Genomic DNA, 17,133 nt, shown 5'->3' on the forward strand with positions numbered 1-17,133 from the left:
CCAGGATTCCTGGCGACTTTTTACACAGTGGTGACAATTGCCCCAAGCGACACCAGACCACCACCTTCTTGGTATGGTCCATCGCGAGTGCCGTACAACACCTCAATTTGAGGCCAGGTCTGAGTCAAGCATTGTCCGAGCAGTGACAAAGTGCCGGGAGGATCGTCGCGTGGAGACAGAGATCGAGGTCGGGTCCCCGAAGGTCCTGCGGCTCGGCCCGGCACGCGGGCACCGCGCGCTACGGCGGTTCCTGCTGCCACCCCGAGCGGCCGCTGCAGGCCTGGTCGCCCTGCTGCCACTCACGCTCGGGCTGGCCGGGTGCACCGGGTCGGACGACGAGCCGGAAGCCGTCTCGACACCCAGCTCCGTCGTTCTGCAACCAGGTAAGCCCGGTGACAAGGCGGAGACGATCGCCCCGGAGGACTACGAGGGTCCGGCGCCGCGGGCGCCCTTCACGAAGGCCGACGCCAGGTTCCTGAGCGACATGATCCTGCATCACGGGCAGGCGACGGAGATGGCCGGCCTGGTCCCCGAGCGCAGTGCGTCCGAGCAGGTGCAGAAGTTCGCCGCCCGCATCGACGTGGTGCAGGACAGCGAGATCGATCTCATGTCCGGCTGGCTCGAGGAGAACGAGTATCCCGTCCCCCTCGACGTCGAGGGTGGCGACGGTTCCGGACCCCGTGCTCCGGAGCACGAGCACGACGCCGAGGACATGCCCGGGATGCTGACGGACGTCGAGATGGCTGCGCTGGAGAAGGCGTCCGGGGCGGAGTTCGACCGGCTCTTCCTCGAGGGCATGATCAAGCACCACGAAGGTGCGCTCACCATGTGCGAGGAGGTGGCGGGTTCCGGCAGCGAGGAGCGGGTCATCGAGCTGGCGACGAACATCGCGGCCGACCAGATGGCTGAGATCGACCGGATGGCCGACATGCTCGCCGAGCTGTGATCGCGGTCGCCGGGGCAGAACGGTGGGTTCCGCCCGCCCCGGCGACCGGTCAGGTCAGGCGCGGCGCCGGTTCAGCAGGATCAGGCCCGCGAGGGCTGCCAGCAGACCGAGCGCCGCGGCGAGGACGGCGCCGATGCCGATGACACCCGCCGGTGCGGCGTCCACATCGGTACGGAGCTTGCCGGTCCCAGCAGACAGGCGGTCCGTGCCGGACGCCACCTCGGTGGTTCCCGAGGCGAGCTGGACGGAGCCGTCGGCGAGCTGCTGGGTACCGTCCGCGAGAGTGACGGCGCCGGCGGCCAGGGCCTGAGTGCCGTCATCGAGCGCACCCGTGCCGTTGACGAGCGTCCGGGTGCCCTGCCGGGCGTCCTCTAGCCCGTCGCGGACCTTGACCGACCCATCGGCGAGGCGCTGTGACTTCTCGACCTTCGGCACCACGCGGTCACGGACCTCGATGATGCCGTCGACGAGGCGACCGGAGCCGGCGTGCAGCCTGCCGACACCGTCGACGAGCTCCGGTGTCTTGCCGGCCAGGTCGGCGTTGCCGTCAGCCACCCGGGTGGCACCGGAGAGCAGCGCGGGCAGGCCGCCCTTGAGGCGGCCGGTTCCGGCGGCCAGCTCCAGGCTTCCGTCCGCCAACTTCGCCGCGCCGGCGGCAAGGACTGGGGTGTTCTGCGCCAGCTGAGCACTGCCTCCAGCGACGAGTCCCGAGCCCGCGACCAACGTTGCACTTCCGGCATACGCCGAACCGACGCCGGCCACGTAGGTCCGCATGCCCGGAGCGATCTGCCCGAACCCTCCGTGGAGGTTGGCACTGCCGTTCTTGATCTCCTCCGCACCGACGGCGACGCCGTTCGCGCCGGGCGAGAGCTGGCCGAGCCCACTCGCGACCCGGCTCGCACCTGCGGACACCTTCGCCGTACCCGCGGCAACATCGGACGCTCCGGTCGAAGCCTTGGTAGCCCCGACCGACAGGGCCCCGAGCGATGTGCCCAGGTCGGCGGCACCGGACCGTGCCCGTTCGGCACCGGCCTTGACCTCCCCCGCCCCGTGGGCGAGGGTGCCCGCCGACTTGGCGAGCGCCTCAAGCTTTTCCTTGAGCCCTGGGTCGTCGCTGCCCTCGGAGAGCTGCGTCAGCTGGGCCGAGAGCGCCTCGTTTCCCCCCTGTACACCCGCCGCCCCGTCGACCACGTCGCCGATGCCTGTTGCGAGAGTGTTTGCGCCACCATGCGCAGCACTGACACCGCTGGCCACGGCCCCGACGCCATCGGCGACATCCTGAGCCCCGGTCGCCGCCTTGTCGGCACCCGCGGCCAGTTCCGGTGCACCCGCGTTGAGCTCGTGCAGGCCACCAGCCACCTGGTCGGCGCCGGCGTCCAGGACCGCTGCCCCCGTGGCGAGCTTGCCTGCGCCTTCCTGGAGCAGGGAGATCCCGCCCAGGATGGCGTCGTTCTCCGCAGCCAGCCGCGACAGCCCGTTGTTGAGCACCTGGCTACCCGCAAAGATCTGCGACGAACCGTCAGCGAGCTGGATCGCAGCGGCATCGACCTGGCCGGCCCCTGCCGCCACGCTCTTCAACCCGCCGGCCAAGCGCTGCGCACCGGCGTCGATCGGCGCCACACCGTCGCTCACCTTCGCGACGCCAGCCCGCACCTCGCCGGACCCCGCCGCGAGCCGCTCGGCACCGTCAGCCAGCTCCGGCGCCTTGCCGTTCAGTGTGCCCAGGCCGTCATTCAGCTGCGTGGAACCCGCCGTGAGCCGCAGCGACGCGTCAGCCAGGTCGGCGACGTCCTTCGCGGTCTCGGCGGTGCCGTCGGCGATCTTCTTCGAGCCGTCGTGCAGCTTGACCACACCCGCCCGCAGCTCGCCGGCACCGGAGTCGAGCCGGCCTGCACCGTCTGCCAAGGCTTCGACGCCCGGCACCACGTCGTTCTGCACGGCCGCGTCGAGGTCGGTGGCCCCAGCGCTCAGGTCCCCGACGCCCGAGACCAGCTCGGCCTGCACGCCGTCGTTCAGCTCACCGGCGCCGCTGGCCAGCTGGCCGGCGCCTGCGGCGACGGAGCCGTGGAACAGCAGCATGAAGGCCGTGGCCGCGATCGCGCCGATGAGCAGGAAGGCAACGCCCACCGCCATCAGGATCGTGGGTGCCGGCCCTGGTTGTGCTGCTCGGGATGCGTGCAACTGCGTCATCGGTTCGCCTCTCGTCCCGCGGGCGTCGTCGCCCCGCGAAAAGTTGTCCGACCGGCGCCACTGTCCGCCGGGCTCGCCGCCGTTGGCGAGCACGAAGCCCGATATCGCGGGCGTCTGCGCTGAAGGTACCGGCGGTTCGTGCCCTGCGGAACGCTCTATTGATCACAACTCAGTAAAGAGACGGAAGATCACCCCCTGATGCCGGGTCTCCCGAATCTCGTCCCGGCATGCGAGAGGCCCCGGCTCCCCAAGGGGAAGCCGGGGCCTCTCGTGATCAGACGATCAACCGAGCACTAGCTCAGTCGGCGACGACCTTCACGCCGATCTTGGCCGACACCTCAGGGTGCAGGCGGATCGACACGGTGTAGTCACCGGTCGCCTTGATGGTCTGACCGATCTCGATCTTGCGCTTGTCGACGGACGGGCCGCCGGCGGCGGCAACCGCACCGGCGATGTCCGCCGTGGTCACCGCACCGAACAGACGGCCACCGGGGCCGGCGTTCGCCGTGACGGTCACCGGCTTCGCGGAGAGGGAGCTGGCCAGAGCCTTCGCCTCGTCGAGCGAGGCGATCTCGCGGCTCTTGCGAGCCTTGCGGATCGCGTTGATGTCGGACTCGGCGCCCTTGGTCCAGGGCGTCGCCAGCGAACGCGGGATGAGGAAGTTACGGGCGTACCCGTCCTTCACCTCGACCACGTCGCCGGGCTCACCCAGGCCGGTCACCTCGTGGGTCAGGATCAGCTTTGCCATTGTTCTCGATCCCTTCCTCAGCGAGCCGTCGACGTGTACGGCAGCAGGGCCATCTCGCGGGCGTTCTTCACGGCCTTCGCGATCTGACGCTGCTCCTGCACGGAGACGCCGGTGACACGACGAGCGCGGATCTTTCCGCGGTCGGAGATGAACTTGCGCAGGAGCGCCGTGTCCTTGTAGTCGATGTTGTGGATCTTCGCCGACTTGAGCGGGTTGATCTTCTTCTTGGGCTTGCGCACCACAGGCTTCGCCATGGCGTTGCTCCTTTGTCAGGTGCTGCTCACTCGGCTTGGCGGGCCGGACGAGCGAAAAAAGGTGAACGGGGGGTGTCGATCAGATCTAGTACTGATGCTCTGTCGGGCTCCGCTTCGGGCGAGTGCCTCGTTCCTCGGCTCTCACCCTGCGCTGCGCCCTCTGTCGCATCAGAACGGCGGGTCGTCCGAGAACGAACCACCGGACGACGCCGGGCCTGCCGTGGCCCACGGGTCGTCATTGCTCTGACCGCCACCGGAAGAGCTGAATCCTCCACCGGAGCCGCCGCCCTGCTGGGCACCGCCTCCGCCGCTGAAGCCACCGCCGCCGCCACCACCGAAGCCGCCGCCACCACCGGACCGCTGGGCCCGGGTGACCTTGGCCGTGGCGTAGCGCAGGGACGGACCGATCTCGTCCACCTGCAGCTCGACAACGGTGCGCTTCTCGCCCTCACGGGTCTCGTAGGAGCGCTGGACCAGGCGACCTTGCGCGATGACGCGCGTGCCCTTGGTCAGCGACTCCGCGACGTTCTCCGCGGCCTCGCGCCAGATCGAGCAGCGCATGAACAGGGTCTCCCCGTCCTTCCACTCGTTGCTCTGGCGATCGAAGGTCCGCGGGGTCGACGCCACCGTGAAGTTGGCGACCGCAGCACCTGAAGGGGTGAAGCGCAGTTCCGGGTCCCCGGTCAGGTTCCCGATCACTGTGATGACAGTTTCACCAGCCATGCCAATTCCTCGATTCAGTCGACGTTCCGTGCGCGATATCTAGGTTCGCGGTGAATGCAACCACGAACCACTGACACTCGCGCGGGCGCAGGAAGGTTCAGCTCCGACGACTCACTTGTCGCCGGTGCGCAGGATCTTGGTACGCAGCACGACCTCGTTGAGGCCCAGCTGACGGTCCAGCTCCTTGGCGGTGGCAGACGTCGCGGTGAAGTCGACGACGGCGTAGATGCCCTCGGTCTTCTTCGTGATCTCGAAGGCCAGACGGCGGCGCCCCCAGATGTCCACCTTGTCGACGGAGCCACCCTCGGTCGTGATGACCGACAGGTACTTGTCGAGCGACGGGGCAACGGTGCGCTCCTCGACCTCCGGGTCCAGGATCACCATCAGTTCGTACTGACGCATGTGTATACCCACCTCCTCTGGTCTCAGCGGTCACGGTCGTTCCGTGACAGGAGGGTTCACAGCAAGGGCCAAGCCTACCTGCCATGTGCACGACGGCGGAATCGAGCGGGCGAGACCCCTCTCACACGCGCGGGTCCGCAGTTCGGCTGGCGTCCGCGGAACCCGCGGAGGGGCCGTCTCCGGCAGAGACGGCCCCTCCGTGGGACGAACGGCGCGACGGTGGTTACGGAGAGCCGTTCCCGCCTCCGCCGCCGTTCCCGTTCCCGTTGCCGTTGCCGTCCCCGTCCGTCGGCTCTCCGGTCGGGAAGCCGATGTCCGCTGGTCCGGAGGACACAAGCACTCGCACACTGCTGCCGGCGGCCACCTCGGAGCCCTCACCGGGATCGACGTTGATGACCACGCCCTCCGGATAGTCCTCGGACGCCTGGTACTCGACGACCGGCTCGAGCCCGGCACCTTGGATCTTGCCCCGGGCGTTGCCCTCGTCGCCGCCGATCAGACCGTTCGGTACACGCGTCGTCTGCTCCTCGGCCGGGCCGGTCGAGACCTCGACCCGGATGTCCGAGCCGCGCTTGACCTCCTGGCCCTCGTGCTGCACGGACAGGACGGTCCCCTCGGGGTACTCGCTCTCGGACTCGACCGGCACGGGATTCACTCCGGCGTTGGACAGCGCCGCCGCGACCGGCGTGATCTGCTGCCCGACGAGCCCGGCCGGGATCAGCACCTTCTCCTCCGCGTCGTCTGAGATCGTCGGCGACGGCGTCGGGCTCGGCGAGGGTGGCGCCGGCGGGAGCGGCGGCTCGTAGGCCGGGAACTCCTGGACCTCCATGCCGTCGGTCACCGTCTTCATGTAGTCGGTCCACGCCCAGACCGGCCACGTGCCACCGGTCAGGCTGACGTCCGCCCACTCGCCGAACGGTGTGATCGGGGCCTGGCCCCCGTCCTCCGTCGACTGGTAGAGGCCGACGACCGTCGCGACCTGGGGCGTGTAGCCGGCGAACCAGGCCGACTTGTTGTCGTTGGTGGACCCGGTCTTGCCGGCGACCGGACGCGGGTTGCCGTCGGGGGCGAGGAGCTCCAGCGCCGGCGTGCCGGAGCCCTTCTCGACCACCTGCTGCATCGCGTACGTGGCCTTGGTCATCGCCTCGGGATCGATGGCCCCCTGCTGGGGCATGCCGGACCACTCGTAGCGGAGCTGCTCGCCGTCCTTCACGGAGGTCACGATGTGCGGCTCGGTGCGGGTGCCCTGCGCGGCGAAGGTGGCGTACGCGCCCGCGAGGTCGACGGCGTGCACCGGTTCGGTGCCGAGCACGTTGGACAGGGTGGCGTTCGTCGATTCCTTCGGGATCCCGGCGCGAATCGCGACATCCTGCGACTTCTCAGGCCCGATCTTCACGTTGAGCTGCGCGTAGACGGTGTTCACGGAGTTCGCGGTGGCGTCGATCAGGTCGATGTCACCGAACGACTCGCCGCCCGAGCCCACGGGGCCGAAGTTGGTGAGTTCCTTCTCCTGCTCGACGCCGTCGACCACGTCGGTCCAGCCCGGAATCTGCATGGGGCTGTTGCCCGAGTAGTACTCGTTGAGCTCGTGCCCCTCCTCGAGTGCACCGATGAGGGTGAACGGCTTGAACGTGGAGCCGGGCTGCGCCTCGCCGTCCGTGGCGGCGTTGTACTGGTTCTTCTCGTAGTTCTTGCCGCCGTACAGGGCCCGGATGGCACCGTCCTTGGGATCGACGGACACGATGGAGACACCGAGCCGCTTCGACGCGGCGGCCTCACCCTCCGTCGGGATGGTGTTCGCCGTCTTGACCGCGGCCTTCTGCCACTTCGGGTTGATCGTGGTGTGGATCTCGTACCCGTTGTTCATGAGGTCGTCCTCATCGAGGTCGGCCTTGTCGGCCAGCTCCTTGCGGACCTCCTCGAGCAGGTAGCCCACCTGTCCCGCACGCGACACCGGCTTGTACTTGACCGGCTCGGGGAAGGTGGCAGCGGCGCGGTCCTCCTCGGAGATGACGCCCTGCTCGGCCATGTTGCGCAGCACGCGCGCCCACTTCTGCTCGGCGACGGCCCGCGACTCCTCGCCGAAGCGCGGGTCCCAGTACGACGGCGACGGGATGATCCCCACCAGCATCGCCGTCTCGGAGATGGTCAGCTTCGCGGCCGGCTTGTCGAAGTACGCCTTCGCGGCGGCCTCGAAACCGTAGGCACCACGGCCGAGGTAGATGCTGTTGACGTAGCCCTCGAGGATCTCGTCCTTCGACTTCTCCTGGTCCACCTTGATGGCCAGGATGACCTCGCGGAACTTGTCCGCATAGGACGTCTGGCCCGGCTCGAAGTACGTGTTCTCCACGTACTGCTGCGTCAGTGTCGACCCACCCTGCCGTGCGCCACCGGTCACGTTGCTGATCACGGCGCGGGCCATGCCCATGGGGTCGACGCCCATGTGGTTCTCGAAGTTCTGGTCCTCGGACGCCAGCACGGCCGCACCCACGTACGGGGGCATCTCGTCCAGGCTCCGGATCGTGCGGTCGACCGCCGCGAACTTACCCATCACCTGGTTGTTCGCGTAGTAGACGGTAGTGGTCTCCGAACCGACCTCTTTACGCTCGTCGGGCACGGCCCAGCCGATCCACCCTGCCGTGAACACGCCCACCACGAGCGACATCCCGGTCAGGACGGTACCGACGACAACGCGCCACGACGGCACCCACGCACGGAGGCCCGTGCGGTGCGGTCGCGGGTAGTTCCAGACTCCCCGTCGGCGCCGGGGCGTCTGCGGCCAGATCGGAGAAGGACTCCTGTTCGCCACGTCTTCCTCGTTCCTCGTATCGATCCAGTGATCGCACACTGAACCCGAAAACGATAGAGGATCGATGTTCACACCAAGTAGTACAAACGCGGTTTCTCTGTGTACGCCCCGTGTTCGAGCAGCGGTTATGCCCGCTTTTCACCCGCCTACCCGAAGATTCCCCCGCCGTCACCGTCCCCGTCGCCGCCACCGGTCGGATCGCCGGTCGGGTCACCGCCACCCTCCTCCGGCCCGGTCGAGACGACGAGCGTGACCTGGCTGCCCTTGGGTACCTCGGAACCCTCGCTCGGGTCGACCGAGATCACGCGTCCCTCGGCCACCGAGTCGGACGGCGCCTCCTGGACGACGGGCGTCAGCTCCGCGGCACGGACCTGCTCCTCGGCGTAGCCGCGGTCCTGGTTGGTCAGGCCCCAGGGCACTGTCGTGGTCTCCTGCTCCACCTGGGAGCCGTTCGAGACCTCGACCCGGATCGTGTCGCCGCGGTTGACCTCCTGGCCCTCGCGGTCGACGGAGAGCACGATGCCGGCCGGCTGGTCGCTGTCGACGTCGACCTGGTGGGGGATGAGCTCGACCCCGGCGAGTGCCGACGCGGCAGCGGTGTACTGCTTGCCGACGAGACCCGTGGGCACCTCGACCTTCTCTTCCTCGGGCTCCTCCGACGGGCTGGTGGACGGCGACGGCGACGGCGACTGCGTCGGTTCCGGCGGCGCGGGCGGCGTGTACTCGGGGAACTCCTCGACGTCCATGCCTTCGGTCGCCTTCGCCATGTAGTCCGCCCAGGCCGTGACCGGCCACGAACCACCGGTCATGCCGGTGACCCCCATGTCCTTCCACTCGCCGAACGGAGCGATCTGCATGTACTCGCCCTTGCCGTCCCGCGCCTCGAGGTCGTACTGGTAGAGACCGACGACCGTCGCCAGCTGTGGCACGTATCCTGCGAACCAAGCCGACTTATTGCTGTTCGACGTACCGGTCTTGCCCGCAACCGGCCGCTTCTCGCCGTTCGGACCCGTCAGTTCCGACGCAGGCTCGCCCGAGCCCTTCTCGACAACCTGGGTCATGGCGTACGTCGCGGCGGCCATCACCTCGGAGTCGAACTCCTCCGTGGGGATCCCGCTCCACTCGTGGGTGAGATTGTCACCGTTGCGCACCTCGTCCACCAGGTGCGGGGTGGTACGGCTACCCTGCGCCGCGAAAGTCGAATAGGCGTGTGCGATATCGATGTTGCGCACGCTCGCAGTTCCCAGCACGTTCGCCAGGTTCGCGGCGACGATCTCGTCGCCTCCCGAATTCGTCTGCGGTATGCCCGCCCGGAGGGCGACGTCCCTCGTCCTGTCCGGCCCGACCTCCTTGTTGAGATGCACGTACGCGGTGTTGACCGAGTACGCCGTAGCGTCGAGCAGCGAGACGTTCGGGTAGCTCTCGCCGTAGGGCAGAGGACCGAAGTTGGTAAGTGGAGCCTGCTCCTCTTCCCCCGTTTCGGCGTTCCAGGTGGTGTAGCCCTCGATCTCCTGCGGCGACGTACCGTCGTAGGTCTTGGTCAGCGGGATGTCCTCTTCCAGGGCCGCGACCAGGGTGAACGGCTTGAAGGTCGATCCGGCCTGGGCGATGTCCTGCGTCGCCGCGTTGGTCTTGTACTCCGAGTAGTCCGGCCCCCCGTAGAGCGCCCTGATCGCACCCGACGAGGGGTCGATCGACGTGAGCGACGCGCGGATTCGCGGATCCGCATCCTCCGGGAGCGTCATCGCGTCGGTCGCCGCTTTCTGCAGCCTCGAGTCGAGGGTGGTCTTGATGGTGTAACCGTTCCTGGTCAACGCATCCTCGGAGATGTCGGCTCCGTCGGGATCGGCGAGCTCTCTGGCCACTGCTTCCAGCAGGTACGCGGTCCGATTGTTGCCCGAGCCCTGCTTGTACTCGATGACCTTGGGGTACTCCGCGGCGGCGCGATCCTCTTCGGTGATGTTGCCCTGCTCGACCATCAGGTTCAGGGTGCGTTCCCAGCGGGCCTTCGCCTGCGCCTCGGCCGCTTCGCCCTGGCGGGGGTCCCAGTATGTGGGATTTGGGATGATCCCAGCGAGGAAGGCCGATTCCGAGATGGTCATCTTCTTGGCCGAGTGCCCGAAGTACGCCTGCGACGCCGCCTCGACGCCGTACGCGCCACGTCCGAGGTAGATGGTGTTGATGTATCCCTCGAGGACCTGGTCCTTGGATTGCTGCTGCGTCACCTTGAGGGCGAGGATCGCTTCGCGGAACTCGTCAACGTACGTCGTGTCCCCCACGCCGACGTAGTAGTTCTCGACATACTGCTGGGTCAGGGTGGAGGCACCCTGCTGCGCGCCACCCGTCACGTTGTTGAGGACCGCTCGGACGATGGCCTGAGGGTTGATGCCGGGGTGGGACCGGAAACTCTGGTCCTCGGACGAGACGATCGCATCCGTCACCTGCGGCGGCAGGTCGTCCAACGAGATGATGGTGCGGTTCTGCTCTGCGAAGGTTCCGAGCACCTTGCCGTCGGAGTAGTACACGGTGGTGGTCTCGGAGCGGACCGTGCCCAGCTCCTCGGGAACGGTCACGTTCACCCAGGCGGCCATGACCACGCCGGCCACGAGCGACGTACCGGTCAGCAGCGCGCCCACGACGAACCGCCACGACGGGATCCAGGCCCGGAGCCCGGTGCGGTGCGGACGGGGGTAGTTCCAGATTCCCTGCCGCCGTCGGGGAGTTTGCGGCCAGATCGGAGGGGGACTCCAGTTCGACACGTCAGCCTCTTCCTCGGTTCGACTTGCGCCCGCCGGCGCGGTTGACGCACATGCCACGGCAGACAACCCGAAACCCTAGGGGATTCCCTGCGGGCCGCAGTACCCCGAGGCGGCCCCACGACCCCGCTTCCGGACATTTACCCCAGAGTCAGCCCAGTCCGTCTGCTCCCGCTTCACACTTCGTCCACGGGGCGGACCGGCGGAGGCCGGTGCGGTGCGGCGAATTGCGCGCGACGATCCGGATGCTTATCCTCACGATGTATCGAGTCGATACATCGTCCACAACTGATTTGCCCGGGCAACCGCGCCGGGCTCGAGAGGAGGCCACCGTGCGCAGCCGGTCCGAGGTACTGGAGACCGCCGTGCTCGGCCTGCTCAACGAGTCCCCGCTGCACGGGTACGAGCTGCGCAAGCGCCTGAACCTGGTGCTCGGCTCGTTCCGCGCCTTCTCCTACGGCACCCTGTACCCGGCCCTGAAGGCGCTGGTCCTGCGTGGTCTGATCGCGACGACGGAGACCGACCCGTTGCCGCCCCCGCCCCGCAGGACGAAGGCGGGGATTCCCGGGCGGACCCCCAAGCCCAAGCCCCTCGGACGGCGTCGTGTGGTCTACGAGCTGACCACCGAGGGCAAGGAGTACCTCCAGACCGTCCTGGCCAGCGCCGGGCCCGCGGCCTGGGAGGACGACAACTTCGACGTGCGGTTCGCGCTCTTCGCGCAGACCGACGCCGAGACCCGTCTCCGAGTCCTCGAAGGCCGGCGTAGCCGGCTGACCGAGCGCCTGGAGACGTTCCGCCAGGCCGCGGCGCACCCCCGCTCGCGGCTCGACGAATACGCACTCGAGCTCCAGCGGTTCGGGCTCGAGCGGGTCGAGCGCGAAGTGCACTGGCTCGACAGCCTTATCTCCACCGAGCGGGGACGCGCCGCGGCGCAGAACCGCCCACCGCAGCAGGAACAAACGAAGAAGGAGCGAGGATGACCTCCATCCGCGTGGGCATCGTCGGCGTAGGAAACTGCGCCTCGTCCCTGGTCCAGGGCGTGCACTACTACCGTGACGCCGACCCGGCGAGCACCGTTCCGGGCCTCATGCACGTGCAGTTCGGCGACTACCACGTGTCGGACCTCGAGTTCGTCGCGGCGTTCGACGTCGACGCGAAGAAGGTCGGCTTCGACCTGGCCGAGGCCATCACCGCGTCCGAGAACAACACGATCAAGATCGCCGACGTGCCGCCGACCGGCGTGACCGTCCAGCGTGGACCGACCCTCGACGGCCTGGGTGACTTCTACCGCGAGACGATCGACGAGTCCACGAAGGACGCCGTCGACGTCGTGGCGGCCCTGCGCGACGCCGAGGTCGACGTGCTCGTGTGCTACCTGCCGGTGGGCTCGGAGGAGGCCGCCAAGTTCTACGCCCAGTGCGCCATCGACGCGGGTGTCGCCTTCGTCAACGCACTGCCGGTCTTCATCGCCTCGGACCCCGAGTGGGCCAAGAAGTTCGAGGACGCGGGCGTGCCGATCGTCGGCGACGACATCAAGTCGCAGGTCGGCGCCACCATCACGCACCGCGTGCTGGCCAAGCTGTTCGAGGACCGCGGCGTGGTGCTGGACCGCACGTACCAGCTGAACGTCGGCGGCAACATGGACTTCAAGAACATGCTGCAGCGTGACCGCCTGGAGTCGAAGAAGGTCTCCAAGACACAGTCCGTGACCTCCAACCTGACGGGCGCGCTGGCCGGCAAGAAGGACGACCGCAACGTCCACATCGGCCCGTCGGACTACGTGGCCTGGCTCGACGACCGCAAGTGGGCGTACGTACGCCTCGAGGGCCGCGCGTTCGGTGAGGTGCCGCTCAGCCTGGAGTACAAGCTCGAGGTCTGGGACTCGCCCAACTCCGCGGGCATCATCATCGACGCGGTCCGGGCGGCGAAGATCGCCAAGGACCGCGGCGTCGGCGGCCCCATCCTCTCGGCGTCCACGTACTTCATGAAGTCGCCGCCGGTCCAGATGGAGGACACCGCGGGCCGCGCCCAGCTGGAGTCGTTCATCCGCGGCGACATCGAGCGCTGAAGCCCCCGGCGCCGGGCGCCGGGCCCGGATAGTCGGTAGAAGGTCAGGTGATCGGCAGCTCGGGCTGCCGATCACCTGACCTTTTGCCGAACGAAGGGATCAGACCCCGTCTACTCCATCGGGTCCAGCTCGAAGTCGGTCACGACGGTGGTACCCGCCGCCACCTTCGCGGTGGCGACCTCCGGGACGTACCCGTTGGCCGTGGCGATGATCTGCGTCTTGCGCTCCGACTTGTCGAACCAGTACTCGTAGCCGCCGTCCGCCCCGGTGACCAGGGTGACCGCCGAGTAGTAGCCGTTGAGCTGGACCACCGAGTCGCCGAGCGAGACGACGCCGTCGGGCGTGAAGCCGCCCACGGTGCCGGCCAGCTTGCCCCAGCTCTTCGGCGGGTTGACCGTCATGGAGACGTCCACCGACGGGGCGGTGTACGGGGTCTCCGCGTCGGCCACCAGCGAACCGGTGAAGGTGCCGGGCTGGGCCACCACACCGCTCATGGCTGCCGTGATCGTCTTGCTCTGGCCCGGCTCGAGCGTGAACTCGGTCGGGTCCATGGTCAGCCAGTCCATGCCGCCGCCGGCGGTCTCACCGGAGACGTTCATGACGATGTGCATGTCGGGCCAGCCGATGGAGTCGGTGGTCGCCGGCTCCGGGAGCGCGCAGTCGGTGGCGGAGAGGTACGACGGCGCGGTCTGCCCCGCGGCGTTGGACCCGATGTAGAAGACTCCACCGCTCGACTGCTGGTTGGGCGAGACGACCTCGACCACGAGCGTGGCGCCCGCGGGCACCTCACCCGTCACGGGCACCGAGACCATCGTCAGCGTCGACGCCGGGATGTTCACCTCAGCCGTCCCGATCGACGTCAGGTTTGCGAAGGTCAGCTCGCCGTCCAGCGTGTGCAGGTTGACGGTCAGCGTCTGGGCTGTGGCCTTCTCGACGCCGAAGGACACCTCCGAGACGTCGAAGCCGCCGTCGATGCCGAAGTCGCTCAGCGTGAACGTCCGGAAGAAATGGTTCTCCGTGGTTCCGGCAATGCTGCCGCACGACGCCGAGTTCAGCTCGGTGATCTCCTGCGAGGCCGAGTGGGTGAGGTTCGTGGCGTCGGGCCGCACCGGGATGGACTCCGGTGTCACGCTCTGCCCCGTGGTGCCCTTGCCCGCGGCCTGGAGCCGCGAGTCCGAGGTACCGAACGAACCGCCGAGCGTCACCGACGGCTTCGTGGACTCGACCACGGTGGCCTTGCCCTCGGGGTGCTGGATGGTGGCGGCGCCGTCCATGCCCAGCATCTCGAACGCGCCACCGGTACCCCGCATCTCGACGGCGGCGGGCGCGGTGCCCTCGTTCGTCACCGTGAACCGCTTGGACGTGGAGCTGCCCATCGGCAGGGTGGCGTCGATCGACTCGGTGCTGACCGCGAGCATGCCCGCCGCGAGCGCCGCGTCGAACGTGCTGGTGTCCTCAGGGGTGAGGGTCACCGCGCCGGACGTGGCCTCGTAGTCGGGTGCCGTGATGTCGACCGTGTACTCGCCCGGCAGCGCGATGGCGGTGTAGGTGCCGTCCGCCCCCGAGGTGGCGGTCCGGGTGATGTCGCCGGACACCGCGGTCACGGTCGCGCCCTCGACGGGCTCACCGGTGTTGCGGTCTGTGACCGTGCCGTCGAGGTACGAGAGCACGGGCGCCGTGTAGGTGACGGTGAGGCCCTCGGTGAGAACCGGCGTGTTGTTCGAGAACTGGAGCCCGACGGTGCCGGACTCGTTCTCGATGCCGATCGACGCGGAGCTGCCCTTGGCGGTGTCCGTGTCGGTGGTCGCGCCGTAGCCGAACAGCACGGTGCCGTCCGCGACGAGCGTGGCCGAGAAGTTCAGGCGGTCGGTCGACGGCGAGTACTTGCGCACGTTGCGCCACTCGACCACGAAGGCGTCCTCGCCGTCGACCGTGGTGGTCCCGGTGTAGAGGCCCGACTCGGCGTCGATGCGCAGGTCGTCCCAGAAGGGGTACAGGGCGGCGTTGGGTACCGCACTGTTCGGGATGGTGCTGTTCGTGTACGTCGTGCTGGCACCCAGGAAGTTCAGGTGACCGTTGGAGGTGACGAACGCCGAGTCGTAGCCGACGCCGTAGTAGGGGAAGTCGAACGGAAGGTCGATCGACGTCTGGACGTCGTCGCCCGTGAGGTCGACAAGGGTGTCGCCCTGCAGGTAGTCACCGGTCGACGTCGCGCAGGAGTAGCCGAAGTCGTCGGTGACCGCCGTGATCTCGACCGGCACGTCCTTCGCGCCGTCGACCACGACCTCGCTCTCGTACGACGAGGCGCAGCCGCCCATCGTCACGGTGAGCGGGTAGGTGCCCTCGGGGACGTCGGCGAAGGCGAAGGTGCCGTCGGCGCCGGTGGTGACGTCCTCGAAGTGGCTGCCGAGGCTGACCGGGGCACCCGCGACCGGGTCTCCCGACCCGGCGAAGGTGACCGTGCCCGTCACGGCGTGCGACGGGGCGGCCTCGAGCGTGATGGGCACGTCGACCGTGCCGTCCTCCGTGACGGTCGCCGCGGCCGGGGCCGACGGCAGGTAGCCGAAGGCGGACGCGGAGACCGCGTAGTCGCCGGTGGCGACGCGCGCGGTGAACGTCCCGTCGGTGCCGGTGCGGACGGTGCGGTCGTGCTCACCGTCGATGACGACGTCGGCGGACGCGATCGGGGCGCCGTCGGCGTTGGTCACGGTGCCGGCGACGTAACCGGTGGCGCCGATCGGGGCGGCGTTGATGAGGGCGGCGGCGTCGAGCTTGCCCTCGCCCCAGACGTTGTTGTTGTCGGCGGTGCCGCCGCAGGAGGTGTCGTCGGTGTCGACGGCGGTCTCGTTGAGCAGCGCCTGCGTGCCCTCGATGTCACCGACGAGCGCGGGTGCGGCGCTCCACAGCAGTGCGATGGCGCCCGCGAGGTGCGGGGCCGCCATGGAGGTGCCGTTGAAGGCGGAGTAGCCGTCACCGGGGACGGACGACCGCACGTTCACGCCGGGGGCCGCGATGTTGGGCTTGACCATGCCGTCCTGACCCGGACCACGCGACGAGAAGTCGGCGATGGCGCCGGACACGCCGAACGCGCCGACCGAGTAGGACCCGGTGTTGGCACCGGGGGACGACGTCGTCTGGCACGACGGTCCCGAGTTGCCCGCGGACCAGGTGCCGAAGATGCCCGAGGCCTCCCAGGCCGCGGTGGTCTCGGTGTACCAGTCGTCGATGGAGCCGGCCGCTCGGGCGCCCCACGAGTTGTTCACGACGTGCGGCCGCATCGAGGGGTCGGCTCCGGTGCCGTCGGTACGGGTCGGGGCGAGGATCCACTGGCCCGACTCGAGCAGGTCCACGTCGGCGCAGGTGTCGCAGCCGTTCGTGGCCACCCAGTCGGCACCGGGGGCGACACCGATCTGGTTGCCCGCACCGTCGTCGCCGACCATCGTGCCCACGGTGTGCGTGCCGTGGCCGTTGTCGTCGAACGGCAGCTCGGCCGACCCGCTGGTGTCCTGCCAGTTGTAGTCGTTGACCACGGTGCCGTCGGGCTGCATGCCGCGGTACTTGTCGGCCAGCGCCGGGTGGTCGTACTGCACGCCGGTGTCGATGTTCGACACGGTGATGCCCTCGCCCGTGTAGCCCATGTCCCAGACCTCGGGGGCATTGATGGCGTCCAGCCCCCACTCGACGGCCTGCGTGCCCTGGTCGCCGACCGGTGCGCGCTTGACCGGCTCGACCAGGTTCAGCTGGACGGTCTCGCTGATCCGCTGGACCTCAGCGCTCTTGGCGAGCTTGTCCGCCAGGGCGAGGGTGCCGTCCTCGACGAGGATCCGGTTGCTGATCCAGTAGCTCTCGTAGTCGGCGTCGACTGCCTTGAGCTCCTTGATGAGGCTGGCCTGGGACGTCTTGGCGGTGCTGGTCAGCGCGTCGTAGACGTACTGGCCCCGCTCGTCCCAGCTGCTGATGCCGCGAGCTTCCGAGAGGTCGGCCTCGTCGGCCAGCTCCACCCAGAAGTCGGCGGTCTTGCGTTCGGTCAGCATCTCCCTGGCGAAGTCGGTGAACTTGTCCTCTGGATCGGCCGCGACGGTCTTCGTCGTGGTCGCTGCCGTTGTCGGTGACGTTCCTGCGAACGCCGCCGGGGCGACGCTCAGCGCTGATGTCGCAACAAGCGCGAGAACCGCTGTAGCGGTTGCCGAGCGTTGTGCGAGAGCAGTTCGACGGTGCATGAACCCTCCATTACCCG

General features: G+C 68.5%; 11 protein-coding genes. 3 read left to right on the top strand and 8 right to left on the bottom strand.

Features of this window, described 5'->3' with window-relative positions:
- Window positions 1-169 precede the first annotated feature (169 nt).
- A complete protein-coding gene (locus ACFSL2_RS16810) occupies window positions 170-946 on the top strand; it encodes a DUF305 domain-containing protein (protein ID WP_377198936.1) in 777 nt (258 codons plus the stop codon).
- A gap of 54 nt (window positions 947-1,000) precedes the next feature.
- Here the strand turns inward: ACFSL2_RS16810 and ACFSL2_RS16815 are convergent, their stop codons facing one another.
- The 7 genes from ACFSL2_RS16815 to ACFSL2_RS16845 all read right to left on the bottom strand — a co-directional run bounded on the left by ACFSL2_RS16815 (window position 1,001) and on the right by ACFSL2_RS16845 (window position 10,831).
- Window positions 1,001-3,136 carry a hypothetical protein gene (locus tag ACFSL2_RS16815; protein ID WP_377198937.1) on the bottom strand — a complete coding sequence of 712 codons (2,136 nt, stop codon included), beginning with the start codon at window positions 3,134-3,136 and terminating at the stop codon, window positions 1,001-1,003.
- A gap of 298 nt (window positions 3,137-3,434) precedes the next feature.
- Window positions 3,435-3,884 (bottom strand): 50S ribosomal protein L9, encoded by a 450-nt coding sequence (rplI, locus tag ACFSL2_RS16820; protein ID WP_377198938.1) that lies wholly within the window; start codon window positions 3,882-3,884, stop codon window positions 3,435-3,437.
- 17 nt (window positions 3,885-3,901) lie between these two features.
- Window positions 3,902-4,138 (bottom strand): 30S ribosomal protein S18, encoded by a 237-nt coding sequence (gene rpsR, locus ACFSL2_RS16825; RefSeq protein ID WP_116673133.1) that lies wholly within the window; start codon window positions 4,136-4,138, stop codon window positions 3,902-3,904.
- Window positions 4,139-4,306: 168 nt separating this feature from the next.
- A complete protein-coding gene (locus ACFSL2_RS16830) occupies window positions 4,307-4,861 on the bottom strand; it encodes a single-stranded DNA-binding protein (RefSeq protein ID WP_377198939.1) in 555 nt (184 codons plus the stop codon).
- Window positions 4,862-4,972: 111 nt separating this feature from the next.
- Window positions 4,973-5,263 carry a 30S ribosomal protein S6 gene (gene rpsF, locus ACFSL2_RS16835; RefSeq protein WP_377182983.1) on the bottom strand — a complete coding sequence of 97 codons (291 nt, stop codon included), beginning with the start codon at window positions 5,261-5,263 and terminating at the stop codon, window positions 4,973-4,975.
- A gap of 223 nt (window positions 5,264-5,486) precedes the next feature.
- Window positions 5,487-8,072, bottom strand: coding sequence for a transglycosylase domain-containing protein (locus ACFSL2_RS16840; RefSeq protein ID WP_377198940.1), 2,586 nt, complete (start codon window positions 8,070-8,072; stop codon window positions 5,487-5,489).
- 146 nt (window positions 8,073-8,218) lie between these two features.
- Window positions 8,219-10,831, bottom strand: a complete 2,613-nt coding sequence (locus ACFSL2_RS16845) for a transglycosylase domain-containing protein (RefSeq protein ID WP_377198941.1) — start codon at window positions 10,829-10,831, stop codon at window positions 8,219-8,221.
- 329 nt (window positions 10,832-11,160) lie between these two features.
- Here ACFSL2_RS16845 and ACFSL2_RS16850 point away from each other — a divergent pair, with 329 nt between their 5' ends.
- The gene (locus ACFSL2_RS16850) at window positions 11,161-11,808 is read left to right on the top strand and encodes a PadR family transcriptional regulator (protein WP_377198942.1); all 648 of its coding nucleotides are present in this window, start codon (window positions 11,161-11,163) and stop codon (window positions 11,806-11,808) included.
- Window positions 11,805-12,896 (top strand): inositol-3-phosphate synthase, encoded by a 1,092-nt coding sequence (locus tag ACFSL2_RS16855; RefSeq protein ID WP_377198943.1) that lies wholly within the window; start codon window positions 11,805-11,807, stop codon window positions 12,894-12,896. The genes ACFSL2_RS16850 and ACFSL2_RS16855 overlap by 4 nt, the downstream gene beginning before the upstream one ends.
- 110 nt (window positions 12,897-13,006) lie before the next feature.
- Here ACFSL2_RS16855 and ACFSL2_RS16860 read toward each other — a convergent pair whose 3' ends face one another.
- Window positions 13,007-17,116, bottom strand: coding sequence for a S8 family serine peptidase (locus tag ACFSL2_RS16860; RefSeq protein WP_377198944.1), 4,110 nt, complete (start codon window positions 17,114-17,116; stop codon window positions 13,007-13,009).
- Window positions 17,117-17,133: the final 17 nt, after the last annotated feature.

Source organism: Promicromonospora aerolata (genome assembly GCF_042682255.1).
Taxonomy (GTDB): Bacteria; Actinomycetota; Actinomycetes; order Actinomycetales; family Cellulomonadaceae; genus Promicromonospora; species Promicromonospora aerolata.